The 24,998-nt window shown below is 66.8% G+C and carries 23 protein-coding genes and 2 riboswitches; of the genes, 12 read left to right on the top strand and 11 right to left on the bottom strand.

Going from position 1 to position 24,998, the window contains the following annotated elements; translation table 11 throughout:
• Positions 1 to 93 precede the first annotated feature (93 nt).
• Positions 94 to 212, top strand: a riboswitch (TPP riboswitch).
• A 47-nt stretch (positions 213 to 259) separates the two neighbouring features.
• The 8 genes from JOF48_RS06555 (at position 260) to JOF48_RS06520 (ending at position 9,136) form a co-directional block, all read left to right on the top strand.
• On the top strand, positions 260 to 895 hold the full coding sequence (locus JOF48_RS06555; RefSeq protein ID WP_209678669.1) for an ECF transporter S component: 636 nt from the start codon (positions 260 to 262) through the stop codon (positions 893 to 895).
• A 2-nt stretch (positions 896 to 897) separates the two neighbouring features.
• Positions 898 to 2,463 (top strand): ABC transporter ATP-binding protein, encoded by a 1,566-nt coding sequence (locus JOF48_RS06550; protein ID WP_209678666.1) that lies wholly within the window; start codon positions 898 to 900, stop codon positions 2,461 to 2,463.
• Positions 2,460 to 3,257 (top strand): energy-coupling factor transporter transmembrane component T family protein, encoded by a 798-nt coding sequence (locus JOF48_RS06545; protein WP_209678663.1) that lies wholly within the window; start codon positions 2,460 to 2,462, stop codon positions 3,255 to 3,257. Before JOF48_RS06550 ends, JOF48_RS06545 begins: the two co-directional genes overlap by 4 nt.
• Positions 3,258 to 3,395: 138 nt before the next feature.
• Entirely contained in the window at positions 3,396 to 4,790 is a 1,395-nt protein-coding gene (locus JOF48_RS06540) for an extracellular solute-binding protein (protein WP_209678660.1), read from the top strand.
• Complete coding sequence (locus JOF48_RS06535) at positions 4,790 to 5,746, top strand: carbohydrate ABC transporter permease (RefSeq protein ID WP_209678656.1); 957 nt, start codon at positions 4,790 to 4,792, stop codon at positions 5,744 to 5,746. The genes JOF48_RS06540 and JOF48_RS06535 overlap by 1 nt, the downstream gene beginning before the upstream one ends.
• A gap of 9 nt (positions 5,747 to 5,755) precedes the next feature.
• A complete protein-coding gene (locus tag JOF48_RS06530) occupies positions 5,756 to 6,643 on the top strand; it encodes a carbohydrate ABC transporter permease (protein ID WP_209678653.1) in 888 nt (295 codons plus the stop codon).
• 123 nt (positions 6,644 to 6,766) lie between these two features.
• Positions 6,767 to 8,032 carry a glycoside hydrolase family 32 protein gene (locus tag JOF48_RS06525; RefSeq protein ID WP_209678652.1) on the top strand — a complete coding sequence of 422 codons (1,266 nt, stop codon included), beginning with the start codon at positions 6,767 to 6,769 and terminating at the stop codon, positions 8,030 to 8,032.
• A gap of 150 nt (positions 8,033 to 8,182) precedes the next feature.
• Positions 8,183 to 9,136: an L-lactate dehydrogenase gene (locus JOF48_RS06520; RefSeq protein WP_209678651.1), complete on the top strand. Its 954-nt coding sequence runs from the start codon at positions 8,183 to 8,185 to the stop codon at positions 9,134 to 9,136.
• Between the two features lie 112 nt (positions 9,137 to 9,248).
• Here the strand turns inward: JOF48_RS06520 and JOF48_RS06515 are convergent, their stop codons facing one another.
• Positions 9,249 to 10,295: a LacI family DNA-binding transcriptional regulator gene (locus JOF48_RS06515; protein WP_209678650.1), complete on the bottom strand. Its 1,047-nt coding sequence runs from the start codon at positions 10,293 to 10,295 to the stop codon at positions 9,249 to 9,251.
• 235 nt (positions 10,296 to 10,530) lie between these two features.
• Here JOF48_RS06515 and JOF48_RS06510 point away from each other — a divergent pair, with 235 nt between their 5' ends.
• Positions 10,531 to 12,063, top strand: coding sequence for a UDP-N-acetylglucosamine 1-carboxyvinyltransferase (locus JOF48_RS06510; protein ID WP_209678649.1), 1,533 nt, complete (start codon positions 10,531 to 10,533; stop codon positions 12,061 to 12,063).
• Positions 12,064 to 12,168: 105 nt separating this feature from the next.
• Here the strand turns inward: JOF48_RS06510 and JOF48_RS06505 are convergent, their stop codons facing one another.
• The 3 genes from JOF48_RS06505 to JOF48_RS06495 all read right to left on the bottom strand — a co-directional run bounded on the left by JOF48_RS06505 (position 12,169) and on the right by JOF48_RS06495 (position 14,175).
• Positions 12,169 to 13,380: an O-succinylhomoserine sulfhydrylase gene (locus tag JOF48_RS06505; protein WP_209678648.1), complete on the bottom strand. Its 1,212-nt coding sequence runs from the start codon at positions 13,378 to 13,380 to the stop codon at positions 12,169 to 12,171.
• 145 nt (positions 13,381 to 13,525) lie between these two features.
• Complete coding sequence (locus tag JOF48_RS06500) at positions 13,526 to 13,918, bottom strand: rhodanese-like domain-containing protein (protein ID WP_209678647.1); 393 nt, start codon at positions 13,916 to 13,918, stop codon at positions 13,526 to 13,528.
• Entirely contained in the window at positions 13,915 to 14,175 is a 261-nt protein-coding gene (locus JOF48_RS06495) for a DUF1737 domain-containing protein (protein ID WP_209678645.1), read from the bottom strand. Before JOF48_RS06495 ends, JOF48_RS06500 begins: the two co-directional genes overlap by 4 nt.
• A gap of 83 nt (positions 14,176 to 14,258) precedes the next feature.
• A riboswitch (SAM riboswitch) is annotated at positions 14,259 to 14,381 on the bottom strand.
• A 111-nt stretch (positions 14,382 to 14,492) separates the two neighbouring features.
• Here JOF48_RS06495 and JOF48_RS06490 point away from each other — a divergent pair.
• Positions 14,493 to 15,131 carry a Pr6Pr family membrane protein gene (locus JOF48_RS06490; protein ID WP_209678644.1) on the top strand — a complete coding sequence of 213 codons (639 nt, stop codon included), beginning with the start codon at positions 14,493 to 14,495 and terminating at the stop codon, positions 15,129 to 15,131.
• A gap of 16 nt (positions 15,132 to 15,147) precedes the next feature.
• On the opposite strand, the gene JOF48_RS06485 is transcribed toward JOF48_RS06490, so the two are convergent.
• Positions 15,148 to 16,047: an aminodeoxychorismate lyase gene (locus JOF48_RS06485; RefSeq protein ID WP_209678642.1), complete on the bottom strand. Its 900-nt coding sequence runs from the start codon at positions 16,045 to 16,047 to the stop codon at positions 15,148 to 15,150.
• A gap of 3 nt (positions 16,048 to 16,050) precedes the next feature.
• A complete protein-coding gene (locus tag JOF48_RS06480) occupies positions 16,051 to 16,659 on the bottom strand; it encodes an HdeD family acid-resistance protein (protein ID WP_209678640.1) in 609 nt (202 codons plus the stop codon).
• Positions 16,660 to 16,869: 210 nt separating this feature from the next.
• On the opposite strand from JOF48_RS06480, the gene cls reads away from it, so the two are divergent.
• Positions 16,870 to 18,294 (top strand): cardiolipin synthase, encoded by a 1,425-nt coding sequence (gene cls / locus JOF48_RS06475; protein ID WP_209684222.1) that lies wholly within the window; start codon positions 16,870 to 16,872, stop codon positions 18,292 to 18,294.
• Between the two features lie 275 nt (positions 18,295 to 18,569).
• Here the strand turns inward: cls and pabB are convergent, their stop codons facing one another.
• The 3 genes from pabB to JOF48_RS06460 all read right to left on the bottom strand — a co-directional run bounded on the left by pabB (position 18,570) and on the right by JOF48_RS06460 (position 21,999).
• The gene (pabB, locus tag JOF48_RS06470; protein WP_209678638.1) at positions 18,570 to 20,810 is read right to left on the bottom strand and encodes an aminodeoxychorismate synthase component I; all 2,241 of its coding nucleotides are present in this window, start codon (positions 20,808 to 20,810) and stop codon (positions 18,570 to 18,572) included.
• On the bottom strand, positions 20,803 to 21,306 hold the full coding sequence (locus JOF48_RS06465; RefSeq protein WP_209678635.1) for a low molecular weight protein-tyrosine-phosphatase: 504 nt from the start codon (positions 21,304 to 21,306) through the stop codon (positions 20,803 to 20,805). The genes pabB and JOF48_RS06465 overlap by 8 nt, the downstream gene beginning before the upstream one ends.
• Before the next feature lie 72 nt (positions 21,307 to 21,378).
• Complete coding sequence (locus JOF48_RS06460; protein ID WP_209678632.1) at positions 21,379 to 21,999, bottom strand: LysE family transporter; 621 nt, start codon at positions 21,997 to 21,999, stop codon at positions 21,379 to 21,381.
• A 94-nt stretch (positions 22,000 to 22,093) separates the two neighbouring features.
• Here JOF48_RS06460 and JOF48_RS06455 point away from each other — a divergent pair, with 94 nt between their 5' ends.
• Complete coding sequence (locus tag JOF48_RS06455) at positions 22,094 to 23,578, top strand: multicopper oxidase family protein (protein WP_209678628.1); 1,485 nt, start codon at positions 22,094 to 22,096, stop codon at positions 23,576 to 23,578.
• A gap of 84 nt (positions 23,579 to 23,662) precedes the next feature.
• Here the strand turns inward: JOF48_RS06455 and JOF48_RS06450 are convergent, their stop codons facing one another.
• Both JOF48_RS06450 and JOF48_RS06445 read right to left on the bottom strand, forming a co-directional pair.
• Positions 23,663 to 24,091 carry a hypothetical protein gene (locus JOF48_RS06450; protein ID WP_209678625.1) on the bottom strand — a complete coding sequence of 143 codons (429 nt, stop codon included), beginning with the start codon at positions 24,089 to 24,091 and terminating at the stop codon, positions 23,663 to 23,665.
• A 42-nt stretch (positions 24,092 to 24,133) separates the two neighbouring features.
• Positions 24,134 to 24,988 carry a methyltransferase domain-containing protein gene (locus JOF48_RS06445; protein ID WP_209678622.1) on the bottom strand — a complete coding sequence of 285 codons (855 nt, stop codon included), beginning with the start codon at positions 24,986 to 24,988 and terminating at the stop codon, positions 24,134 to 24,136.
• Between the last annotated feature and the right edge of the window lie 10 nt (positions 24,989 to 24,998).

The following is a 24,998-nucleotide window of genomic DNA, read 5'->3' as shown; positions in this document are numbered from 1 at the left end:
TCGGTGCGGGCCCCGCCTTTTGGTCCGCAATGCACGGTGCGCCGCCGCGCATTGGCCGCGTGCAGGGCCCGGGGGTAAACTGAAGCCGCAATTCAAACACGACAGGGGAGCGTCCACCCGTTATTGGGAAGTGGCGCTGAGAGTGCGGTTCGCCGCAGACCCTCGAACCTGCTCCGGCTAGTACCGGCGAAGGGAGTCGAGTTCTCTTCGGCTGCGCGGAAATACCGCAGGCAGCCGCCCCTCCTGCAAAGGAGGAAACATGAGCAAGCCATTTTCGGGCGCCACCGCCCAACCAAGCACCAACACACCCAAGCGCCCCAGCAACTGGCGCGTCGTGGACATCGTTGTGGTGTCCGTCCTCGGCGTCGCCGTCGGCGTCATCTTCTGGCTCTGGTCCGCCGGCTACGGCGTGGTCAGCGCCTTCACCGTCGCCTTCCCGCCGATCGGGGCACTGTACGGCGGAGGCTGGCTGATTGCCGGCGTCCTTGGCGGACTCGTCATCCGCAAACCCGGCGCGGCACTGTACTGCGAGTTGATCGCCGCCACCGTGGAGGGCCTGCTGGGCACCCACTTCGGCTTCACCGTGCTGCTGTCCGGCCTCATCCAGGGCCTCGGCGCGGAACTGGGCTTCGCGATCTTCCGCTACCGCAAGTTCAACCTGCCCGTTGCGCTGCTGGCCGGCGCACTGGCGGGGCTGGCGCTGGGCATCAACGACTCACTGGTGTGGAACATCGCCTGGGCCCTGGAGTGGAAGCTCGTCTACATCGTCCTGGCCATGGTTTCCGGGGCCGTCATTGCCGGGCTCGTCTCCTGGCTGGCGGTGCGCGGGCTCGCCCGCACGGGGGCCCTGGCCAACCTGCCCTCGCGGAACGCCGCCACCGAACGGGTGGTGTAAACGTGGCAAGCGCCCCACTCCCCAAGGCAGGTGCGGCGCCGGCCCGCATCACGGCCAGGGGCTGGGGATGGCAGCACTCCGGCCGCAGCGCCCACGCCGTCCAGGGCCTTGATTTGGCCATTGAACCGGGGGAGCGGGTCCTGCTTCTGGGCCCCTCCGGCGCCGGCAAGTCCACCCTGCTCCACGCCCTGGCCGGCGTTCTGGGCCAGGACGAGGACGCCAACGAGACCGGTGAACTGCTCATCGACGGCCGGCCGGTTTCCGAATCACGCGGCCGTGCCGGTCTCATGCAGCAGGACCCGGACGCCCAGGTGGTCCTCTCGCGCATTGGCGACGACGTTGCCTTTGGCGCCGAAAACCTCGCCGTCCCGCGGGAGGAAATCTGGCGCCGCGTCCCTGAAGCGCTGGAATCCGTGGGCCTTACCCTGCCCCTGGATCACCCCAGCTCCGCCCTGTCCGGAGGGCAAAAGCAACGTCTGGGCCTCGCCGGCATGCTGGCCATGCGCCCCGGGCTGCTCCTGCTCGACGAGCCCACCGCCAACCTTGACCCGGCCGGCGTCGTGGAAGTCCGCGACGCCGTCCGCCGCAGCCTCGACGACACCGGGGCAACCCTGGTTGTCGTGGAGCACCGCGTCTCGGTTTGGCTCGACGTGGTGGACCGCATCATCGTGCTCGCCCCAGCCGGCCTCGGCCAACCCGGCGGCGTGCTGTTCGACGGCCCTCCCGCCACCGTCCTCGCGCAGAGCAGGGAACTGCTGGCCGGCGCCGGCATCTGGGTCCCCGGGTTCGTCCCGGCGGTGCGCCCCCGCACTGCCACACCCGACGCCGGTGCGCACCTGCTGCTGGAAGCGCAGGCCCTCGCGGTCTCCCGCACCAGGGGACGGAAGCGGCGCCCGGTGGTTCCGGCCGCCGTCGTGCCCCAGGTTCAGGTGGTTGCCGGGCAGGCGCTGAGCGTCACCGGGCCCAACGGCGCCGGGAAATCCACCCTGGCCCTGACCCTGGCGGGGCTGCTGGCCCCTGCCGGCGGGCGGCTCTCGGCGCTGCCGGAACTGGCGCGCGGGGCCGGCGCAGATCCGCTGAAGTGGCGCGGCAAGCAGCTCATCAGCCGGATCGGCACCGTTTTCCAGGAACCTGAACACCAATTTGTGGCGGGCACCGTCCGGGACGAACTCCTGTTTGGGCCCCGGATCCTGGGGCGCGGCGAGGAACAGGTGGACGGGCTGCTGGCACGCCTGCGCCTGGAACACCTGGCCGAGGCCAACCCGTTTACGCTTTCGGGCGGGGAGAAGCGAAGGCTGTCGGTGGCCACCGTGCTGGCGGCGAGCCCGCAGGTGCTGGTGCTGGACGAGCCCACCTTTGGGCAGGACGCCAATACCTGGGCTGAACTGGCGTCGCTGCTGACGGAGCTGCTGGATGCCGGGACGGCCGTGGTCTCCGTGACGCATGACGCCGCCTTCAGCGCCGCCCTGGGCGGCGCCCGGCTGGACCTGGGCACCCCGGCCTGCGCTGCCGTTGAGATGTTGGGTATCGACGTCCCGGCGGATCGCATCAAGGCGGTGCGCTCATGAGTGTGGACATCATTGCCACCCCGAGGTCCACCGCGCTGCTGGCCCGTGCCAACCCGCTGTCCAAGCTGGGTGCGGGCATGGCGCTGACCATTGTGCTGCTGTTCAGCGTCGACTGGGTGTCGGCCACGGTGGCCCTGGTGCTGGAGTGTGCACTGCTGCCCCTGGCCGGGCTGAGCCTGCGCATGCTGCTCACTCGCGGTTGGCCCATTCTGTTCGCAGCGGTTGTCGGGGGGTACGGAACGGCGCTCCTGGCTCCCAAGACCGGAGAGCTGCTGCTTTCGCTGGGGCCGGTCACGTTCACCACCGGTTCAGTGGAGGCCGGTGTGGCGATTGCCTTGCGCGGCCTGGCGGTGGCCCTGCCGGGCATCATTGTGCTGGCTTCAACCGACCCCACCGACCTGGCGGACGCACTGGCCCAAAAGCTGCGGCTGCCGCACCGCTTTGTGCTCGGGGCACTCGCGGCCATGCGCCTGGTGGGCCTGCTTGTTGCGGAGTGGCAGACCCTCGGCATGGCCCGCCGTGCCCGCGGCGTGGGCGGCGAGCCCGGACTGTTCCGCGGGATGAAGTCCCAACTCGGGCAGGCCATGGCGCTGCTGGTTCAGGCGGTGCGAAGGGCATCCCGGCTGGCGGTCACCATGGAGGCCAAGGGCTTTGGGGCCGGTCCGCGGACATGGGCCCGAGAGTCGGCCTTCACCCGCCTGGACGTCTGGGTGGCGGCCGCCGGTCTGGGGCTGGCCGCCTTGTCGGTGGGGACCGCCGTCGTGCTTGGCACCTGGAACCCGGTGTTTGGCTAGGGAATTCTCATCCGGGAAGCCCGCTGCAGCGCATCCGCGCCGCAGCGGGCTTCTTTTGTGACCTGCATCATGCTTGACACGTGTTAGGTTCGTCTGTCATGCTTCCTAACACGAGTTAGGAAGTTGCGAGGAGGCAACATGAGTGACGTAACAAGACGGGCCATGCTGGGGTTGCTCGGCGTTGGCGCGGTCGGTGCAGTCGGGGCAAGCTGGCCCCGGCTGACAGGAGCAGACATCCCAGGGCGGGGTTCGGAGTCGCTCAATGTTGCCATCCTGGGCAATGCGCAGGACGCTGCCAGCCGCGCCAACCTGGTCAAGGCTTTTTCTGCCGCCCATCCGAACATCAAGGTGCGGATCCAGGCCATCCAGGGCGCCGACTGGGGCGACTTCTTCGCGAAGATCCTCACCATGGTTGCCGCCGGAACCTCACCGGATGTGGTGCTGGTGGCCACGGAAGGCGCCCAGCTGTTCGCCGAACGCCTGGCCGAGCCGCTGGACGCGTTCGTCAAGCGGGACCGCACGGACGTGCAGGACTACTTTGACGACGTGCACCCTTCCCTGGTGGAGGCGTTCATGTACCAGGGCAGCCTGTTCCAGCTTCCGCTGGATTTCAACAGCGCCAACATGTACATGAACACAGGTGCCTTCGCCAAGGCAGGCCTGGCCCGCCCTGCGGACAACTGGACGCACGACGACTTCTACAATTCACTCACGGCCATGAAAAAGACCGGCGGCAAGCAGTTTGTGCCGTACTACTGGACCAACCGGCTCTTCGGCGGTGTGGTGCCGTGGCTGTACGTCAACGACACAAGCTTCCTGAAGGAGACGCGCAGCACCGGCGGAAGCTGGTTCTGGGACTCCTTCTATGCCAACGACCCCACCCGCGGCATGCGCTCCGGCGGCTACCAGTGGCTTGAGCCCAACGCCGAGGACCCCAAGGTGGCAGAGAGCTTCGAATTCCTGCGCACCCTGGTCGCCGAGGGTCTGGGCACCAGCCCGGCCCAGGGCGGCGGCAACGAGCTCGTGGCACAGTTCGCCTCGGGCCTCATTGGCACCACACCTGCCGGCGGCTATTGGGTCGAGGGCCTGCACGAGGCCGGCATGGGCGAAAACGACTTCGATGTGCAGTTCTTCCCGAAGTGGCGGACCCAGCGGCACCAGTTTGGCGCAGCCGGCTACGCGATCATGAAGACCTCCACCCGCAAGGACGAGGCCTGGGAATGGATCAAGTTCTGTGCATCCAAGGAGGCCATGGAGCTGGCCATGCCCAACCCCAACACCACGCCCACCCGCCGCTCCATGGTGAATGAGGCACTGTACTCGGGCAAGGGGCCGGCCCACTGGCAGGTCTTCTACGACACCCTGGACAAGTTCCCCAGTTCCGGTCCCATCCCCGCACCGCCGCAGCAGGCCGCCGTCGAAAGCGCCTTGATCAAAAATGTCCTCGGCGCCGTGACCGGCTCCGCCGCCAATATCCGGCCGGCCATGTCCACGCTCCAGCGTGACCTCGAGCTCGCCATGAGGAGGGTCTAATGTCCACCACAGTCGAGCAAACCCGTGCCGGCGCCAAGGTGCCGGCGGCCAAGAATGCCGGGACCGGGCAGGGATCCGGCAGGGACAAGGGAGGCAAACGCCTCGCCGCACTGTTCCTGGCCCCCACCATCATCGGCATCGCCATCTTCACCCTGGTGCCCATCGTCGCCTCACTGACCCTGGCATTCTTCCGCTGGGACATCATCAGCGCCCCGGAATTCGTGGGCGTGGACAACTTTGTCTCCATCGGCGCCGACCCCACCATCCGCAGGGCGTTCCTGAACACGGTGGGCTTCGTGGCGGTGGCCGTGACCCTGCAGCTGAGCGTCTCGATCGGCCTGGCCGTGCTCATCCAATCCAAGATGCCCAACTGGCTGCGCACCTTCTTCCGCTCCACGTTCTTCCTGCCGCTGGTGCTTTCGGCCTCCAGCGTGTCCATCATCATGAGCTACCTGTTCAACCAGAACTTCGGGCTGGTCAATCAGGTCATCGCCCTGGTGGGCATCCCGGCAGTGCCGTGGCTGACATCGCAGGGCGGGGCCATGGTGGTCATCATCCTGGTCTACGTCTGGCAGAACTTCGGCTTCACGTTCCTGCTCATCGTTGGCGGGCTCAGCTCCATCCCCACTGAAATGTACGAGGCGTCCTCCATTGACGGGGCCACGGGCTGGAAGCAGTTCAAGAACATCACGCTGCCCCTGCTCAGCCCCACGCTTCTGGTGGCCAGCGTCATGGCGATCATCTCCGCCCTGCAAATCTTTGACCAGCCGTACGTCATCACCCGCGGCGGCCCCGGCGACTCCACCCGCACGGCCGTCATGGTCATCTATGAAACAGCCTTCAAGCAGCTCGACTTTGGCCGCGCCTTCGCCATCGGCATCGTGCTGACGCTGCTGATCATGCTGGTGACGGCCATCCAATTCCGCCTCTCACGACGCTTCGTGCACTACAACTAGGACAGTGCCATGACCACCATTTCCGTGAAAGAAAGCAATCCCGTCCCCGGCCGCGGCGCCTTGCCGCCCCGCAAGAAGGTCCGCATCACCGGGCGCACCGCAGGCCGCGCAGCCATCCTCATCGTTGCAACATTCCTGACTCTTGGCCCCGTGGTGTGGACGGTCATGACGTCCATGCGCCCGCCCACCGAATCCCTGGGAGGCGGAGGATCCTTCTTCTCCGGCCTGAGTTTCAACTCTTATGCCGACGTGTTCAAGCAGGTCAACATGTGGCTGCTGATCTGGAACTCGGCGCTGGTCACCGGCATCATCGCTGTGGGCCAGATGTTCACTGCGGCACTCGCCGGCTATGTTTTTGCCCGCATCGACTTCAAGGGCCGCGGTGTGCTGTTCAGCGTGGTCCTGGCCACCATGATGGTCCCCATGCAGGTCACGATCGTCCCGGTCTTCATGCTGATCCGCGGCATGGGCCTCTCGGACACGCTGCTGGCCCTGATTCTGCCGGCCATTCCGACGGCGTTCGGCACCTTCCTGATGCGCCAATTCTTCATCGGGCTGCCGGGTGAGCTGGCGGAGGCCGCCGCGATCGACGGCGCATCCCCCTTGCGCACCTTCCGTTCCGTTTACCTGCCGCTCGCCTGGCCGGGGCTGGCTGTTGTGGGCATTCTCGCCTTCAACTTCCACTGGAACGAATTCTTCCGGCCGCTCATCATGACCATCAGCGAGGAAAACTTCACCATGCCCCTGGGCCTGGTCTCGCTGCAGGGCAACATGGGCACCGGCTCCGTTGCCACCGTCCTTGCCGGGGTGGTGCTGTCCATGATCCCCGCCCTCGTGGTGTTCCTGTTCGGCCAGCGCTACCTGCGCGAGGGCCTCACCGCCGGCGTTAACAAGTAAGCCGCCTCCGCCCTGCCCCTGGCGGTTGGCCCCACCGGAGGGCCCCACAGCCATGCAAACCACCAGCCCTGCCTCCCGCCGGACAACCCGCCGGACAACAACACCCACCAAGGAGAACCACCCGTGAGCACCACCGACCCCGCCCTCCGCGACCCCGCGTTCCCTGCCCTCCACGGCCGCCCGGACCAGGGCTGGATCAACGACCCCAACGGCGCCATCTTCGTGGACGGCGTCCACCACCTGTTCTTCCAGTACAACCCGGATGCGCCCATCCACGGCAACGTCCACTGGGGCCACGCCACCTCCACCGACCTGGTCCGCTGGACCCAGCAGCCCACCGCACTGTTCCCGCGCAAGGGCGGCCCGGACGCCGTCGGTGCCTGGTCAGGAGTCATTGCCATGGACGGGGACGTGCCCACCGCCTACTACACGGGCATCGCCGAAACCGAGCACGAATCCCTTGTACTGACGGCCACCTCGGACCGCACACTGATCGATTGGAAGCAGGCCGACGAAGGCATCGCCGGCATGCCGGATGAACCCAACATCGGCGACGTCCGCGACCCCTTCCTCTTCACCTTCAACGGCAGCCAGTACGCCATCCAGGGCGCCGGCTACAAGGACGGCACCCCCGCCATCCTGCTCTACCGCTGCCACACCATGACCAACTGGGAATACCTTGGCCCGCTCGTCACCGGCGGCACGGACGTTGCCCAGGAGTGGGCGCCCGCGCAGATCTGGGAATGCCCGCAGCTGTTCGAGGTGGACGGACAGTGGATCCTCATGCTCTCCCTCTGGAACCGCGACGACCACTCAATGGACCGTGTCAGCTACCTGACAGGCGAGCTCAGCGAGGGCGGTGCCGGACTGAAGTTCCTGCCCACCGGCGGGGGCCTGGTTGATTCCGGCCCCGACTTCTACGCCCCCCAGGTGGTGGCCGGCACCGCAACAGAGCCGCGCACCCTGATGTGGGGCTGGAGCTGGGAAAAATCCCGGAACCACGCCGACACCCTCGCCTCGGGCTGGGCCGGCGTGCTCAGCTACGCGCGCGTCCTGTCCTTCCGCGACGGTGTGCTGCACTCGGAACCCGTGGCAGAGGTGGACACGCTGCGTGCCGGCCTGCTGTCCGACGGCGCGCCCGATTTCTCCCTGCCGCAAGCCACCCGCGCGTTCGAGGTCCTCGCACCCGGGGCCGTGGAACTCGTATTTGTTGACGGCGGCAGTGAGCGGACAGTGGCCGCCATCCCTGCCGGGCGCATCCTCGTTGACGGCTCCCTCCTGGAGGTCTTCGCCGGGGACGCACCTGCCCACACTGTGCGCGCCTACCCCACGGCGACCTCGCACTTTGAGGTGCGCGGCGCCGCCACGGTGCACGCCCTGGCGCTTTAGGCCGCAGCCGGGACTGCCCCTGCACCGCGGCGGCAGGCACCTTCCAGCAGGAAGGTGCCTGCCGCCGTCGTGCTTCAGGGCCCGCCGACACGCCAAGACACAATCCCGGCGGCGGGCCCGTGGGCGGCGGGCGGCAGGGATACTGGGGTCATGACGATCCCACGGAACACAAAACTGACCGTTGTCGGCGCCGGAAGCGTCGGCACTGCCCTGGCCTACGCCGCCCTGATCCGCGGTTCCGCGCGCGAGGTGGTGCTGTACGACATCGCCACCGCCAAGGCGGAGGCCGAGGTGCTGGACCTGGCGCACGGGACTCCGTTCGTTGGCTCCTCAAGCATTACCGGAGGCAGCGACATCGGGCTGACGGCGGGATCCGACGTCGTGGTCATCACGGCCGGCGCCAAACAGGAGCCGGGCCAGACTCGGCTGGAACTGGCAGGCGTCAATGTAGGCATCATGTCCAAGATGCTGCCGGCGCTGATCGAGCTCTCGCCGCACGCGGTCTATATCCTGGTGACAAACCCGTGCGACGTCCTCACCGCCGTGGCCGAACGCATCACGGACCTGCCGCCCGGGCGGATCTTCAGCTCCGGCACGGTGCTGGACTCGGCGCGGCTGCGCTGGCTCGTGGCGGAGGCTGCCGGCGTGGCGCCGCAGAGTGTGCACGCGCTAATTGTTGGCGAGCACGGAGACACCGAATTTCCGCTGTGGTCGGCTGCTACGATTGGGCAGACGCCGCTGCCGGAATGGACCGATTCCTCCGGCGCGCTGCTGTTTCCGCGGGAGCGGCTGGAGACCCTGACCCACGACGTCGTCCACGCGGCCTACAAGGTCATCGCCGGCAAGGGCGCCACGAACTACGCGATCGGGCTCTCCGGGGCGCGCATCGTTGAGGCCGTGCTGCGAGACGAACGTGCGGTTTTGCCAGTGTCCAGCGTGCTGCACGGGTACCGGGGGATCGACGGCGTGGCGCTGAGCGTGCCGTCGATCGTTGGTGCCGGCGGCGTGCAGCGCGTGCTCGACACGCCCATGGACGACCGCGAAGCCGAACAGCTGCAGCACTCGGCGCAGACCCTGGCCGACTCCATCGCGCTGTTCACCTGAGCCTCGCCCGGCCGCCAGCTGGTCCGGTGCAACCAACCCTCCCCGACGCTCTCGCACCATTGGCGGGTTATTCCCCAACGCTGTCGCAGCAGTGGCGGGTTATTCACGGACGTTAGCGCAGCGGCGGCGCTGCCACGGAGCCGCGCATCACTACGGGGCAGGGAATCAAGACAGTTCCGGAAGATTCCTTGCGGATTCCATTGCTGAGCTCGCCCAGCAGAATTTCCACGGCCTTTTCGCCCATTTCACGGTGGGGGATCGCCACCGTGGTCAGGCCCGGCACGGTGGTCTTGGCGAGAGGATCGTGGTTGTCGTAGCCTACGATGCTGAGGTCCTCGGGGACACGCAGTCCCAGCCGGGCACAGGCGAGCATGACGCCAAGGGCCACCCGGTCATTGGCGCACACAACACCGGTGGGCCGGTCGTGCTTCGGCGAGTGGCCGCCGTCGTCCGAGAAAAGGCGCATGGCGGCGGCGTAACCGTCATTGATGTCCCAGCCGGTTTCCACAGCCTTGATGGGGGGACGGCCGGAGGCAGCAATGGCGGTGTCAAAACCCTCGGTGCGGCGCTGTGCGGCGACCGCGTCGAGGGGGCCGGAGAGGTACGCAATATTGATGTGGCGGCTGTCGAGCAGGATTTGCGTTGCGCTGCGCCCGCCCGCAACCTCGTCCGCCATGACGGAGCGAAGCCCGCCCTCCGGGTCAAAGCAGTTGGCAAGAACGGCAGGAACTCCGTGCATGGCCGGGTGTGGCGTGTGCGGACGCATGCTCTCCGCGGCAAACACCAGGGCGTCCACCTGCCGGTCCAGAAGCATGGTGAATGCACTGTTTTCGCGGGCCTCCTGATTTTGGGTCTCGATGACCAACAACAGGTATCCGGCATCGAACGCGGCGCTGCTGGCACCCTGCAGGAGCTCACCGGCGAACGGGCCGCCGGCGATGGTGTCGGTGACAACCCCGATGGTGTGGGTCCGCTGGGCCTGTAGTGAACGCGCGACGGCGTTGGGCGTGTAGTTCAGTTCCTTGGCGGCCGCCAGAATGCGCAGCTGCTTGTCCTTGGCGATATTGCCGTCCGCCCTGCCGTTTAGCACGAAGCTGACTGCGCTGCGGGAAACGCCGGCGCGGTTGGCAACGTCCTGGGAAGTGGCCTTGCGTGCCATGGAGCCTCCTAAATCGTGTTAGGCCAGCTTACTGCCTCAATGTTGCGCCGCGACGGCGGATGTTTCAGGCGTGGCGGACCCGCCGGTGTACCGTGGAGTAACAAGCGGGGCATTAACGCACAACTGACAGCGCATTTATCGCACATGGCGATTATTTACGTGAATTTTCTTCAAAGACTGTCCAAAAGGTCACATGATCCCGGGGAATTATGCATACCGTGATATAAATGCACTTATGACTCAAGTGGCTGCAGAAACTGTCGGCGTTTTGGTGCGGGATGCACGGAACGAAAAAGGCTGGACCCAGGGCGAGCTGGCATCCCATCTCGGAACCAGCCAGAGTGCCGTGGCGCGGATGGAACAGGGCAAGCAGAATCTGAGCCTGAAGATGATCCAACGCATGGAAGACCTCCTCGAGGCGAATCTCTTCAGCGTCGGGGCCGTGTCCAAAAACGCCGTCACCCACCTGCGCGTGCACGGCGGCCGCCAGCTTTCCGGCAGCGTTGACGTGAACACCAGCAAGAACGCAGGCGTGGCTCTGCTGTGCGCCAGCCTGCTGAACCGCGGCACCACCACCTTGCGCCGCGTGGCCCGGATTGAGGAGGTCAACCGCATTGTTGAGCTGTTGACGTCCATTGGCGTCGAATGCACCTGGCTCGATGACAACGACCTGCAGATCCGCCGCCCGGAGGTGCTGGACCTGGCGCAGATGGACATCGCCGCCGCCAAGCGCACCCGCAGTGTCATCATGCTGCTGGGCCCGCTCCTGGACGAGGAAAACCCCTACCGCATCCCCTACGCCGGCGGCTGCGACCTTGGCACCCGCACCGTGGAGCCGCACATGCAGGCACTGCGCGAGTTCGGCTTGGACGTCAACGCCCACGACGGCTTCTACCTGGTCCAGGCCCCTCGCAGCGACGGCGAAGACCGCACCTTTGTGCTCACCGAGCGCGGGGACACCGTCACCGAAAACGCCATCATGGCCGCCGCCCACCGCGAGGGCACCACCGTCATCCGCAACGCCAGCCCCAACTACATGGTCCAGGACCTCTGCTTCTACCTGCAGGGCCTGGGCGTCACGGTGGAAGGCGTGGGCTCCACCACGCTGACCATCAAGGGCAAGTCCCGCATCGACGTGGACATTGAGTACGCCCCCTCCGAGGATCCCATCGAGGCCATGTCGCTCATCACGGCAGGCATCGTGACCAAGTCCGAGGTCACCGTGCGCCGCGTACCCATCGAGTTCATGGAAATTGAGCTCAAGGTGCTCGAGCAGATGGGCTTCCGCTACCTCAAGTCGGCCGAGTACGTGGCACGCAACGGCAAGACCCGCCTCGTGGACATCACCACGCTGCCCTCCGAACTGAAGGCCGCACCGGACAAGATCCACCCCATGCCTTTCCCCGGCCTGAACATCGACAACCTGCCGTTCTTCGCCGTCATCGCCTCCTGCGCCGAGGGCACCACGCTGATCCACGACTGGGTCTACGAGAACCGTGCCATCTACCTCACGGAACTGAACCGCCTCGGCGCCGGCGTCCGCCTGCTGGATCCGCACCGCATCGACATCACCGGCCCCACCGCCTGGCGCGCCGCGGAAATCGGCTGCCCGCCGGCACTGCGCCCGGCAGCCTGCATCCTGCTGGCCATGCTCGCCGCGAAGGGCACCTCCGAGCTGCGCAACATCTACGTCATCGAGCGCGGCTACGAGGACCTGGCCGAGCGCCTCAACACCGTGGGCGCCGAGATCGAATACTTTCAGGACTGATCCGGCTCGGCTTCTTCCCCGAGCACGACGGCGGCCGGTGACCTTTCGCGCGAAAGGTCACCGGCCGCCGTCGTGCTTGGGAGGGACGCCCGTACAGTTCAGCCCCTAGATTGCTGCCAGCGCCGCCGCGAGGTCCTTCTTGAGGTCGTCCAGGTCCTCGAGTCCCACGGACAAACGCAGGAAACCGTCGGAGAGCCCAATCGCTGCACGGCCCTCCGGCCCCATGGCGCGGTGGGTGGTGGTGGCCGGGTGCGTGATCAGGGACTTCGCATCGCCCAGGTTGTTGGAGATGTCGATGATGGACAGCGCGTTAAGCAAGGCAAACGCGGCGTCCTTGCGCGTTCCGGAGGCCGGTTCGGCCAGCTCAAATGTCAGCACGGTGCCGCCGGCCTTCATCTGCTTTTTGGCCAGCTCGTACTGCGGGTGCGAGGGCAGGTGGGGGTACAGCACGCGGGCCACCTGCGGCTGCGCCTCGAGGAATTCGCCGAGCGCCAGCGCGTTGTTGCACGAGTGCGTCACGCGCAGGTTCATGGTCTCCAGGCCCTTCGTCAGCACCCAGGCATTGAACGATGACAGCGCCGGCCCGGTGTGGCGCATGAGGTTCTTCACGGGCCCGTCGATGAACTCCTTCGTGCCCAGGATGGCTCCGCCCAGCACGCGGCCCTGGCCGTCAATGTGCTTGGTGCCCGAATACACGATGATGTCCGCGCCGAAGTCGCCGCAGCGCTGCAGCAGCGGGGTCGCGAACACGTTGTCGGCCACCACCTGCGCGCCCGCCGCATGGGCGAGGTCGCACACGGCCTGGACGTCGATGATCTCCTGCATCGGGTTCGACGGGGACTCAAAGAACACGGCCGTGGTCGGCACCGAGAGCGCCTCGCGCCACTGCTCCAAGTCCGGCCCGTCCACAAACACGGTCTCCACGCCCCAGCGCGGGAGCAGTTCGTTCAGGATCACAAAGCAGGAGCCGAAGAGCGAGCGCGACGCCACCACCCGGTCCCCGGCAGCGAGCAGCGCGCCCAGGGCGGTGAACACGGCCGACATGCCGGACGCCGTCGCAAAGCATGCCTCCTTGCCCTCCAACAGCCGCAGCCGTTCCTGGAACGTGGCCACCGACGGGTTGCCGTAGCGTGAGTACACGAACCGGTCCACCTCGCCCGTGAACGCCTGCTCGGCGGCCTCCGCGGACTCGTACACAAACCCGGAGTTCAGGAACAGGGCCTCGGACGTTTCCTGGAAGTTGCTGCGGTCAAGGCCGCCGCGGACGGCTTGGGTGTCCTCTGCCCATGTGGCTGCGTGCTCATTAAAGTTGCTCAATGGTGGTTCCTTGGCTTTCGCTTGTGGTGCTGGTGAAGTACGACGGCGGCCCTTGCGCCATGCGCTTGGCGCACCCCGGGGCCGGTTGGGTTTGGTGTGCCTGCCGGTGGTGGCCGCCTGCGGCTGGCTGGCAGGCCGCGGCAGGCTAGTGCCAGGGCAGCTTGCGGTTCTTCCAGCCGTTGACCACGCGTTCGCCGTAGCGGTCGGGCTCGCCTTCAAACCCCTCGAGGATGTTCCACGCCGTGTAGCCGGCGGCGGTTGCCGCCTCGGCGGCGGCGATGGAGCGGGCGCCGGAACGGCACAGCACCACCAGCTCGGTTCCCGGCTGGACCACCTCGGCCAGCTCGCGCAGGAAGTCCGGGTTGTTGTGGCCGCTGCCCAGGTTCCACTGGATGAAGGCGGGCTTGGCGTTCAGCGCCGAAATGTCCGGCACGCCGATGTGCTGCCATTCACCCTCGGTGCGCACGTCCACCAGGACGGCGCCCGCCGCCACGCGCTCCCACGCCGATTCCGGGCTCACGTCACCTGCGTAGCTCATGCGATGCCCTCGCCGTCGAACTCAAGTTCGGCGTCCAGATCGTCAACCGCGGTGGCGACAGCGGCGTCGCTGACGGCCACGGCGGCGGGCAGGATCACGGCCTGGGCGGCCACCACGGAGGTGCCGTCAAAGGTCACGGCCGGTCCGCCATGGAGCACATACCCTTCCGCGAGGGCTTCCGAAACCCGCTCACAAAAGACGCGGTCGTCGGGGCCGGTGATGAGCCGGTAGGCCAGGGGGGATTCGTGCGCGGACATGGGTACTCCTCATTGCAAGTAGCCGACGCAGCAAGCGGGAGCTGGGGGCGGTGCCTGGGGTTGGGCCAAAGACGCCGCGGGATGGTTCACGCTTGCAAATTGCCAGCCATGGATCACTGGGTTTGCCGAGTATTCACCTGAGGCACCCCGCCGGAACAGAGGGTTGCCGTCCAGCAAGTCAGGGCTTGGCGCTGGCACTCATTACTCCCTTTGAAAATAACACACGCATGCTCCCGGACCGCCACCGCAGGGCGAGTATGGCGCAACATGACGGAAATCAGCAGACGCGCGGGCCCCGGCACTGGCATCATGAATCCATGACCACCACGCGCATGTTTGCCGCCGTCCGCTTCGCCTTTGGCGCCACGACCCTCGCCGCCGTCGGAATTCAGCTGGGCATCCACATCAGCCACGGCTTCAGCGTGCTGAACTTCTTCAGCTATTTCACCAACCTGTCCAACATTTTTGCCGCCGCGGTGCTGGTGGTTGAATCGGTGCTGGCCTGGCGCGGGAAGGACCTTGGCCCGGCCTGGGCGTTGCTGCGCTGCATCTCGGTGGTGTGCATGGCACTGGTGGGCATTGTGTTCAGCGCCCTGTTGCGGGATGTCGACCTCGGCTCGCTCCTGCCCTGGATCAACACGTGGCTGCACTATGTCATGCCAGTCGCCATCGTGGCAGACTGGCTCATCTTCCCGCCCCGCCACCCCATCCCGCTCAAGCGCATCGGCGTGGCCGTGCTGTTCCCGCTGGCCTACCTCGCGTACTCGCTGGTCCGGGGCGCGGCCACCGGCTGGTACGCCTACCCTTTCCTGAACCCGGCCGACGGCGGATACGCTGCGGTCCTGCTGACCTGCCTCATCATTGCGGTGGTGTTCGTGGCCACGACGGCGCTGGCCATGTGGCTGGGCAACAAGCTCGGCGCGCGGCACACCAGCCGCGACAGGTCCTACGCCTAGCTGTACGCGGGGCGGGCTATTCCGTTGCGGCCAGCAGCGCCGACAGCTCGGCTGTGAGCGCGGCACGGGTGGCAGCGTTGCCGATTTCCTGTCCGTCGATCGAGTTGACCGGTGCCAGCAGGCGCAGGCTGGAGATCAGCCACACCGCGTCGGCATCCAACAGGTCGGCGGGTGTGACGGGGCCGTAGCCCAGCTCCCAGCCGGCCTCCCTGGCCGCAGCGAACAAGGCGCCCTGGGTGGTGCCCGGCAGGATCCCGGTGTCCAGGTGCGGGGTGATGAGGCGCTTGACCGGGATGCCGGAATCATCCGAGATGTGTGCCAGGAGGACCGATGAGGTGGGACCCTCCAGCACAAGTTCGTCGTTGCTGGTGAAGATGACGTCATCGGCGCCTACGCTGTGGGCGTGGCGCAGCGCCGCCATGTTGACCGCGTAGGACAGGGTCTTGGCACCCATGAGCAGCCAGGGTGCCCGTGCGGCAATGTCACTGTCGTAGCCGCGCTCCAGCAGGACCACGGCCAGGCCCTTCTCGCGCTGGGCTGCCGCGGACGGGGACACGGGCGCCACGGTGACCCATGAGGTGGGCGAGTCGGCGCCCTCGGGCCCGCGCGTGGAAATGAGCTTGACCACGCACTGCCCGCCGTCAGGGGAGGCTGCGGCGTAGGCCGTGAGCGCCGTCGCAATGGCCGCCTGCCACTCACCCGCGCCGGGGATGGACAGGTCCATGGTGCGTGCGGATACGGCGAGGCGGTCCAGGTGTGCCTGCATCTTGCGGGGCACACCATTTACTGCGAGGAGGGATTCAAAAACCCCGTCACCCCGCGTGAGGCCCTGATCCGTGGCCAAAATGGTGGGGATCGAGGCGTCGGCCAGGCGGCCTGCGGGGTGGACGGGGTCCAGGAAAACCAAAACTGTCATGCGTTAGAGCTTAGCGGCCTTCAGGAATTCCTTGCCGAAGGTGAACGCGCGGATCACGCCGACAACGCCCAGGATGACCAGCATGATGGCGCTCATCATGACCAGCCAGAATGCGGTCCAGCCCGGAATGGCCAGCACGGCGATGCCGGCGATGATGCTGATGATGCCGAAGATGATGGCCCAGCCGCGGCTCTCCGCCTTGCCGGACTCAACCAGGGCAATGATGCCTTCAATGATCCAGCCGATGCCGATCATGATGACAGTGAAGATCAGCAGCGCCTCGCCCGTGGCTGCCGAGTTGCGCAGGGCGATGATGCCCGCGACCATCACAAGCAGGCCCAGGACGATGTTCAGTGCGCGCATGCCGCCGGAGATGCTGTGTCCGAAGATGCCCACGCCCACCTTGATGGCGCCGGCCACCAGGAAGTAGATGCCCAGGATGACGGCCACGACGGCAATGGTCTTCACCGGCCACACGAGCAGGATGATGCCCAGGACCACGGCGATGATGCCGCTGACGCCGAAGGCAACGCGCATGCCGTTGATGGCCTTCTTGGTCAGGGTTGCCGGATCAAGTGCGAAGATGTCGATAGTTTCTTGGGAAGCGCTCATTGTTGCCTCAGCTATTCGTGGTAGGTCAGCCAAGCATAACTGTTGGCCACCGGTGCGCGTGGGAGCGGCGTTGCGGCAATTTCGGCGGATAAGGTGGTGTCACCGGAGCGGGCACGACCCGTCCGGCATTCCGCGACGTTGGGCACGGGAGGTGCGGTGGTTTGGACAGCGATTAGCCTGCCAACGGGCAGTGCATGGGTATCGGCCCTGCTGGTGTTGGTCGACTTGGTCATCCGCGTCGTGGTGCTGGGTGTCATTCCCGGCAACCGGCGCCCCACCACCGCGATGGCCTGGCTGCTGTGCATCTTCTTCCTGCCGTACGTCGGGCTACTGCTGTTCCTCATGTTTGGCAATTTCCGGCTCTCTCGACGGCGGCGGGAGACCCAGGACGACGTCAACCGGCGAATCGTCGAGGGCACCCGCGACATTGCCTCCCAGGTGCCCGACTATGACGGCCCGGCCTGGGTGAAGTCCGCCATGGAACTGAACCAGAACCTGGGCTACTTCCCGGCGCTGGGCGGCAACTCGGTTCAGCTGATCGAGGGGTACCAGGAGTCCCTGGACGCCATGGCGGATGAAATCAGCCGGGCCACGCACTACGTCAATGCAGAGTTTTACATCATGAGCTCCGACGCCAGCACGGACAGGCTGTTCAGGGAATTGGAAGCGGCCGCCGAGCGGGGTGTGCGGGTGCGGGTCCTTTTTGACCACATCGGTTCGCTGCGTGTGCCCGGCTACCGGGGCATGGTCCGCCGGCTCAAGGCCAGCCAGATTGAGTGGCGGCGCATGCTGCCACTGCTGCCGGTCAAGGGCCAGTGGCGCCGGCCGGACCTGCGCAACCACCGCAAGATCTTGGTGGTGGACGGCCGGGTCGGCTTCACAGGTTCCCAAAACGTGATTGAACCCTCCTACCGGAAGAAGCGCAACGTGAAGGTGGGGCGCGAATGGGTGGAGCTGATGTCGCGGCTGGAGGGTCCCATTGTTGGCACGCTCAATGTCATGTTTGCCACCGACTGGTCTTCGGAAACCGAGGAATCGCTGGAGTCGCAGCTGGCGGCGTATCACTGGGATTCCTTCACCGGCGGATCCCTGTGCCAGGTGGTGCCCAGCGGCCCGGGATATCGCACAGAGAACAACTTGCGCCTCTTTAATACGCTGCTGTATTCGGCCGAAGAATGCATCACCATTTCCAGCCCCTACTTTGTGCCGGATGATTCGCTGCTTTACGCCATCACCACGGCCGCCCAGCGCGGGATCACCGTGGAACTGTTTGTCTCCGAGGTGGGCGACCAGTTCCTGGTCCACCACGCCCAGCGCTCCTACTATGAGGCGCTGCTGCGTGCCGGTGTGCGGATCTACCTCTATCCCAAGCCGTTTGTGCTGCATGCGAAGCACTTCACGGTGGACTCTGACGTGGCCGTGATCGGCTCCTCCAACATGGACATGCGCAGCTTCTCGCTCAACCTCGAGGTCACGGTCATGATGATCGATGATGACGTGGTGCGCCAGATGCACGCCGTCGAGGACCACTACCGATCCATGTCCCGGGAACTGCAGCTGGATGAGTGGATGCAGCGGCCCATGCTGGCGCGCTACGTGGACAACGTGGCCCGGTTGACTGCAACAATCCAGTAGTCCCCAGCCGCTCCCAAGCCTCGTTCCTCGGCTTGGGCCCCTCGCGGCTGTGGGCCCAACCGCCTCGGGACCCGTTCATACATGGCCCGCGCTGGGCTGGTGCGCATGAGCACGACTCGTCACGGTTTCGGCGCCTGCGCCCAGAGGGTGGGCGCTCATTGGCGGAAACGGAACGATTTTACGAATGACGCACAGCTAATCGTAAAGCGATGACCAGCTTTGCCAAACGTTTTACGATTAGCACCCCCTCTAATCATAAAATCGGCGCCTGCTGCTCAGCCTGAGGGGAACTTTGCGCCCAGTGTCGAGAGCACTCCGTAGGCCTTGGCCTGGATCTCCTGCCATTCCGCCTCGTCCTCAGAGTCGGCCGTAATGGCGCCGCCGATGCCCAGCGAAAGGTGCGTGCCGCCGTCGTCCGTGTCCTGCAGGACCAGGGTGCGGATGACAACCGAAAGGTCCGTGGCCGCGTTGAGTGAAAAATAGCCGATCGCGCCCGAATAAATCCCGCGGGGGCCGGCCTCGAGCGCGTCGAGGATGGCCATGGTGCTGATTTTCGGCGCCCCCGTCATGGACCCGGCCGGGAAGGCGGCGGCCACGGCCTGCGCACGCGAATTGCCGGGGGCCAGCTGCGCCTCGATGGTGCTGACCATCTGGTGGACCGTGGCATAGCTTTCGATGGCGCACAGCCGCGGCACGGTCAGGGTATTGGGCAGGGCAAAGTGCGAGAGGTCGTTGCGCAGCAGGTCCACGATCATCACGTTTTCCGCGCGGTCCTTGGGCGAGGCGGCCAGGTCCTGCTTGAGTGCGGCGTCCGCGGCGGGGTCCGGGTCGCGGCGGCGGGTGCCCTTGATCGGCTCGGCGCGCATCAGGCCCTCGGAGTCAATGCGCAGGAAACGTTCGGGTGACGTGCTGGCAACGCTCAGGCTGCCCAGGCGCAGGAACGCGGCGAACGGTGCCGGGCTGCGGCGGCGCAGGGCCCGGTAGGCGGCCCACGGGTCCATGCCGTCCTGCGCGTGCGCCTCCAGCGTGGTGGTCAGGCAGACCTCGTAGGAATTGCCGTCGTGGATCTGGGCCTGCGCCGCCGCGATCATGTCCTTGTAGCGGCGCTCGCCGTCCCTCGCCGTGAAGGCGGGCGCCTTGTCCGGCAGGCCCGACGCCGGAGGGCCGGCCTGCGGTGTTGCGCCGGCGAGGGCTGCGGCCGCCAAAGCGGCGGCGTGGGCGGTGTGGACGGTTTCCAGGAAATCCTCTGCCTCCCGGTACGACTGCGGATGCTGGACACCGGTGAGGGCCAGCACGTAGAGGCAGTCCTCCCGGTGGTCCAGCACCACGGCGCGGCCGGCGAAAAGGAGTGCGGCGTCGGGGACGGAGGTTCCCTGCCCGGCCGCGGCCCGGATCGCGGACGTTGCGCCCGGTCCGGCCGTGGATTCGTCGGGCCGTGCCGCGCCGCCGGTTTCGGCCTTGAGTTCGTAGCCCAGGTAGCCGAGCCAGCCGAGCGTGAAATCGCCCGGGTAGTGGATGGGTGCACGCACGGCTTTGCGGCCCCACACGGAGTCCAGCCAGTGGAAGAACGAGCCGCGGATGTGCGTGGTGACCTGGCCGGCGGACACAATGGTCAGCCCGTGATGGTGGCTGGCGCGCTGGCCAAAGCAGCCGGCGGAATCGGCCATGATGGAGAACCGTGAGCGCGCGGTCTCCGGGGCAGCTGGCGCCGGGCCGCTGCCTGCCGTTCCGGTGGTGGTGCCCGCCGTTGCCTCGCCTGCCGTTTTCTGGACTTCCGCGATGGAGCTGTCGAGCCAGGCAGCGTTGCCACTTCCGCCATAGAGGGAGTGAAACAGCAACTCGGCCTGGGGCAGCCCGTCGAGGCGGGTGACCACCACCTCGAGTCCGCGGCGCCGGGCCAGTTCGGGGGCCAGCACGTTTTCCAGGGCAGGGAGCTGCGTCAGTGCGTCAAGGACAAACTCGGGTGCATCCGCCACCCCGTGGCGCCCGTCCACCACAATGTCGGCTGCGGCCGGGACGGTGCTGCCGTTGAGCAGGCGTTCTTCCTGCTGCGCCCAGATGTCCCAGAATGGAGCATAAGTCTCGCCGTCGCGTTCCAGCGCGCGCTTCTTGCGCGTCTTGCTGGGCGCATCAACCCAGACCACGGCGTCCAGAAACCCGCCCGCGCGGCCGTGCGAGGAACCCACACCCTCCACCAGCACCACGGGAGCCGCCTCCGTGGTCCGGGAGGCGCCGTCGTGCCTGGCCTCCCAGTCCCAGGCGGTCCAGGTGGCGGGCAGCCCGGCGCGCAGCGGCGCCAGGACGGTGTCAATGTAGCGTTCCACGCCGCCGGCAAGGCCGTCCCAGCCGGGGTAGATGTCCTCGAGGTGGAACAGGGAGACGGTGCGGTGCCGGCGCAGGAGGGCGGCGAGCTCCACGGCGATCGTTGTTTTTCCGGCGCCGGAGCGGCCGTCGACAGCGATGATGACGGGCCGCTGCGGGTTTGCGAACTGCGGGACCGGGCGCGGGTCAGCCACGGGCGGGACCGTGCGCCGTGGCGTGCGCCAGGATGCCGGGGACGGCGGCGGCGATCAAATCCCAGCTCGCCTCAAAGTCCTTGGCGTCGCCGTACCAGGGGTCGTAGATGCCCTGGGCGTCGGGCTTTTCGGCGGCAACGGCGGGGTCAAAGGAGCGGAGCATGCGAACCTTTGCGGCTGCTTCCGGCGTCGGTGCGAGTGCACGGAGGGCGTCGTAGTGGTCGGTGTCCAGGGCGAGGATGAGCTCGCGTTCGGCAAACCAGGACGGGTTGAACTTTCGTGCCGTGTGGCCGGTGGCGGGGACGCCATGGCGGGCCAGCTCCGCCTTGGCGCGGGGGTCGATGGGCTCGCCAACTTCCCAGCCGGTGGTGCCGGCAGAATCCACGGCCACGTCCAGCCCCGCCTCCGCGGCGGCGGCCGCCAGCATGAACTCAGCCATGGGGGAGCGGCAGATATTGCCGGTGCAGACGGTGATGATCCGGAACGTGGTGGTCATTGAACCAGTCTATCGGCGCACGCCGTACGCCCGGCCAGGTGCCCGCTGCCGCCCCTGTGGAGGAATGCCCGGCTACACGAGCGCCAGCAGCGCGCCCACCACAATGAACAGCACGCCGAAGATCCGGTTCAGCACCAGCTGCCCGTGTTCGCTGGCGGTCAGGTGCTTGAGCTGCTTGGCACCTGCGGCAAAGACGAACCACATGACGATGATGTCGATGACCACCACCGTGATTGTCAGGATGACGTATTGCGGCAGCAGCGGCTCATCGGGGCGGATGAACTGGGGCATGAACGCCAGGAAGAATACGATCGCCTTCGGGTTCAACAGATTCACCCACAGCCCGCGCCGGAACATCGAGAAGCCGGACTCGAGTGCGGCAGGCGAGTCCCCGCCGTCGTTCTTCACCGGCTTGGCCAGCAGCTGCCGGATGCCCAGGTACACCAGGTAGGCGGCGCCCACGTAGCGGATCAGCATGAACAGCACCGGGGTCTGCGAGACCAGGATGCCCACGCCGGCCGCGACGATCACCACGTGGATGACCAGTGCCACCTGCTGGCCGAGGATGCCCCAGAAGGAGCGGCGGAACCCGGACGTCAGGGCGTTGGACATGGTGTTGATGGCGCCCGCGCCCGGTGTCAGGCTGATCATGGCGCCGGCGCCCACAAGGGCCAGCCAGAGGGAAAACTGCACTGGGCAAGTTTAGCGCCGCGCAGGCGGTGATCCGCGCCACCGCCGCGCCCGGCCCGGCAGGATGCTCCCAGATGCCGCAACTATGATGAGGCAAATGAGTGCTTCCCTCCCACGGTCCGGCCCCACCCGCCGCCGCATGCTCCAGCTGTCCACCCTCGGTCTTGGCGCCGGCGCGCTCGCGGTCCTGGCAGGCTGCGGCGGACCCGGGGAGCGCAAGGCGATGGACACCACCGGCAAGGTCGAGTTCCGCAATCCCCTGCACATCCCGCCGCTCGCACCAGCCACGGTCGACGGCGGCCGGCTCACCTTTGACCTGACCACCCAGGCGGGGGAGTCGAACATTGTCCCGCAGGGCCCGTCCAGCACGTGGGGCGTCAACGGCGCGCTGCTCGGCCCCACGGTGCGCGTGCGCCGCGGCGATAACATCCGCATCAACATCCACAACGAGCTTCCCGAGGCCACGACCCTGCACTGGCACGGCATGCGCCTGCCCGCAAAGGCCGACGGCGGACCGCACCAGATGGTGGAGGCCGGTGCGACATGGTCGCCGGAGTGGCAGATCGACCAGCAGGCGGCCACGCTTTGGTACCACCCGCACCCGCACGGGGCCACCGAACGCCACGTGTACAAGGGCCTCGGCGGCATGCTCATCGTTGACGACGATGAGGAGGGCGCCCTGGCGCTGCCCCGCGAATACGGCGTGGATGACATCCCGGTCATCGTCCAGGACAAGACTTTCTCCTCCAACGGTGCACTCGTTGAAACGGACCGTATCGGCGTCGGCATGCTCGGCACCACCATCCTGGTCAACGGCACCGCGGCGCCCGTGCTGGAGGTGACCGCCGAGCACACGCGCCTGCGCCTGCTGAACGCCTCAAGCGCCCGCAGCTACAACTTCGGCTTCTCCGACGGCCGCACCTTCACCATGATCGCCTCCGACGGCGGACTGCTCGCCGCCCCTGTGCCGCTGACCCGGATCATGCTCACCCCCGGCGAGCGTGCCGAGATCATCGTGGCCGCGGCCCCCGGAGAAACCGCGGTGCTGCGCTCCTACCCGCAGGAGCTGGGGGTGGTGGACTTCCGTGCCGTGGACGCTGGTGCGCAGGACACCCTCGATGTCCTCTCACTGAAGGCCGCCGCCAGGCTCGCCCCGGCCGCACCGGTCCCGGCCAAGCTGGCCGCCGTGAAATACCCGGATCCCGTGCTCGCAGGCGAGATGCGCATGTTCATGCTCGGCAACAACGTCATCAATTCCAAGTCCATGGACATGAACCGGATCGACCTGGAAATCAAGGCCGGCGCCACCGAATCCTGGGCCGTGCTGAACTCCCACAACCAGCCGCACAACTTCCACATCCACGACGTCCAGTTCCAGATCCTCAGCCTCAACGAGCAGCCCCCGCTGCCGGAGCTCGCCGGCTGGAAGGACACCGTCTACGCCCCGCCCGGCGTCACGATCCGCCTGCTGATGCAGTTCAGCAAGCTCTCCGACCCCGTGGTCCCGTACATGTACCACTGCCACCTGCTCTGGCATGAGGACATGGGCATGATGGGCCAGTTCCTGGTGGTCGACGCGTAACTGTACGGGTGGCCGGCTGGTGCCGTGACATCCCGGCCATGCCACCGGCGCTGACGCCGGCGTCAACCCACGGCGCCCGGAGGGTCAGCCCACGGAGACGAGCGTTGTCCACGTGATGTCCACCACGCACAGCCCGCCGTCGTCGGCCTCGCGAAAGAAGACGTCTCCCGGGAAATCGCTGCCCGGCCCTGCACCGTCGGGCAGGCCCTCCAGGTTGATGCTCCACTGGGGGTTGAGTTCTGCTTGATCGGGCCAATACCGGGCGGCAAATTTTTCCGGTTCGCCCGCCGAGCGCCCGGACCAGTCGGCGGCTGTGCCGAGGTCCGCCGCGAAGTCTGCGCACAGGAGATCGGAGTTTTCCCCCGCCGCCAGATCGGCTACAAGCGATTCGGTTGCTTGAATCACCTTGTAGCCATCAGGCCCCCAAATGACCGCGTCAATCGAACAACCTGCCAGCATGCCCGCCAGGGCAAAGGCCGGCAGTCCCCAAAATGCTTTCCGAATCGATGTCATCCTGCCAAGCTACCGTGTGGCACGGAAAGCAGCCGCCCGCCCCTACGCCCGAGCGATGATTTCCCCGTTGGGCATGAGGAACCAGCCGTCTTCTGTTTCGCCCCAGCTCCTCCACGCCGCCGAGATCCGCGCCAAGGTGGCGGCATCGGCGAAGCCGTAGGCCACGGCTTGTTCGGCGAAGGCCGAGCCGGTCACCCGGTCAGCCCAAACGCCCGCCAGCCAGGCGCGTTGCTCATCGCTGGCGTACAGCCAGTTGGCGCTCGACGCCGTAACGTCGGCAAAGCCTGCTTCTTTCGCCCAGTGGAGCAACCGCCGCCCGGCGTCCGGTTCCGCCTGGTTGTGCCGGGCCACCTTTTGGTACAGCTCCATCCACTGGTCCATCTCGGGCGGCTGCGGGTACCAGGACATGCCGTGGAAGTCGGCGTCCCTGACCGCCACGATGCCGCCCGGCTTCGCCACGCGTCGCATCTCCTTCAGGGCGGCCACGGGGTCCGTCAGGTGCTGCAGGACTTGGTGGGCGTGGACCACATCGAAGCTGTCATCAGGGAAGTCGAGGCTGTAGATGTCTCCCGTGTCGAAGCTGAGGTTGGACAGATGTTGTTCGGCGGCCAGCGACTCGGCCGCCGCCACCACTTCAGGTGCCCGGTCGAGGCCCAGCACCGGTCCGGGTGCCACAAGGCGGGCGAAATCCGCCGTGATGGTGCCGGGGCCGGAGCCCACATCCAGGACACTGAGCCCATGTGTGAGGTGCGGAACCAGGTAGGCCGCCGAGTTCGCCGCCGTCCGCGAAGCGTGCGACCGCAGCACGCTCTCGTGGTGGCCGTGCGTGTAGACGTCGCCGCGCTCTTCCGGCTGCCCGTGGCTGGATTGTGGCCATGTGCTGGATTGCTCGTTCATAACTGGGAGC

The sequence above is a fragment of the Arthrobacter stackebrandtii genome (assembly GCF_017876675.1).
Taxonomy (GTDB): Bacteria; Actinomycetota; Actinomycetes; order Actinomycetales; family Micrococcaceae; genus Specibacter; species Specibacter stackebrandtii.
Note: the sequence above shows the minus strand (reverse complement) of the source record. Positions and strands in the feature narration are given on the sequence as shown.

What these genes read in the sequence shown, in the direction of transcription:
- JOF48_RS06495 (WP_209678645.1), bottom strand. Translation starts at nt 14,175, where the DNA reads ATGTCCGCGCACGAATCCCCCCTGGCCTACCGGCTCATCACCGGCCCC.
- JOF48_RS06445 (WP_209678622.1), bottom strand. Translation starts at nt 24,988, where the DNA reads ATGAACGAGCAATCCAGCACATGGCCACAATCCAGCCACGGGCAGCCG.
- JOF48_RS06555 (WP_209678669.1), top strand. Translation starts at nt 260, where the DNA reads ATGAGCAAGCCATTTTCGGGCGCCACCGCCCAACCAAGCACCAACACA.
- JOF48_RS06500 (WP_209678647.1), bottom strand. Translation starts at nt 13,918, where the DNA reads ATGAGCTACGCAGGTGACGTGAGCCCGGAATCGGCGTGGGAGCGCGTG.
- JOF48_RS06490 (WP_209678644.1), top strand. Translation starts at nt 14,493, where the DNA reads ATGACCACCACGCGCATGTTTGCCGCCGTCCGCTTCGCCTTTGGCGCC.
- JOF48_RS06540 (WP_209678660.1), top strand. Translation starts at nt 3,396, where the DNA reads ATGAGTGACGTAACAAGACGGGCCATGCTGGGGTTGCTCGGCGTTGGC.
- JOF48_RS06465 (WP_209678635.1), bottom strand. Translation starts at nt 21,306, where the DNA reads ATGACCACCACGTTCCGGATCATCACCGTCTGCACCGGCAATATCTGC.
- JOF48_RS06515 (WP_209678650.1), bottom strand. Translation starts at nt 10,295, where the DNA reads ATGGCACGCAAGGCCACTTCCCAGGACGTTGCCAACCGCGCCGGCGTT.
- JOF48_RS06530 (WP_209678653.1), top strand. Translation starts at nt 5,756, where the DNA reads ATGACCACCATTTCCGTGAAAGAAAGCAATCCCGTCCCCGGCCGCGGC.
- JOF48_RS06510 (WP_209678649.1), top strand. Translation starts at nt 10,531, where the DNA reads ATGACTCAAGTGGCTGCAGAAACTGTCGGCGTTTTGGTGCGGGATGCA.
- JOF48_RS06450 (WP_209678625.1), bottom strand. Translation starts at nt 24,091, where the DNA reads ATGACATCGATTCGGAAAGCATTTTGGGGACTGCCGGCCTTTGCCCTG.
- JOF48_RS06480 (WP_209678640.1), bottom strand. Translation starts at nt 16,659, where the DNA reads ATGAGCGCTTCCCAAGAAACTATCGACATCTTCGCACTTGATCCGGCA.
- JOF48_RS06535 (WP_209678656.1), top strand. Translation starts at nt 4,790, where the DNA reads ATGTCCACCACAGTCGAGCAAACCCGTGCCGGCGCCAAGGTGCCGGCG.
- JOF48_RS06485 (WP_209678642.1), bottom strand. Translation starts at nt 16,047, where the DNA reads ATGACAGTTTTGGTTTTCCTGGACCCCGTCCACCCCGCAGGCCGCCTG.
- JOF48_RS06520 (WP_209678651.1), top strand. Translation starts at nt 8,183, where the DNA reads ATGACGATCCCACGGAACACAAAACTGACCGTTGTCGGCGCCGGAAGC.
- JOF48_RS06455 (WP_209678628.1), top strand. Translation starts at nt 22,094, where the DNA reads ATGAGTGCTTCCCTCCCACGGTCCGGCCCCACCCGCCGCCGCATGCTC.
- JOF48_RS06545 (WP_209678663.1), top strand. Translation starts at nt 2,460, where the DNA reads ATGAGTGTGGACATCATTGCCACCCCGAGGTCCACCGCGCTGCTGGCC.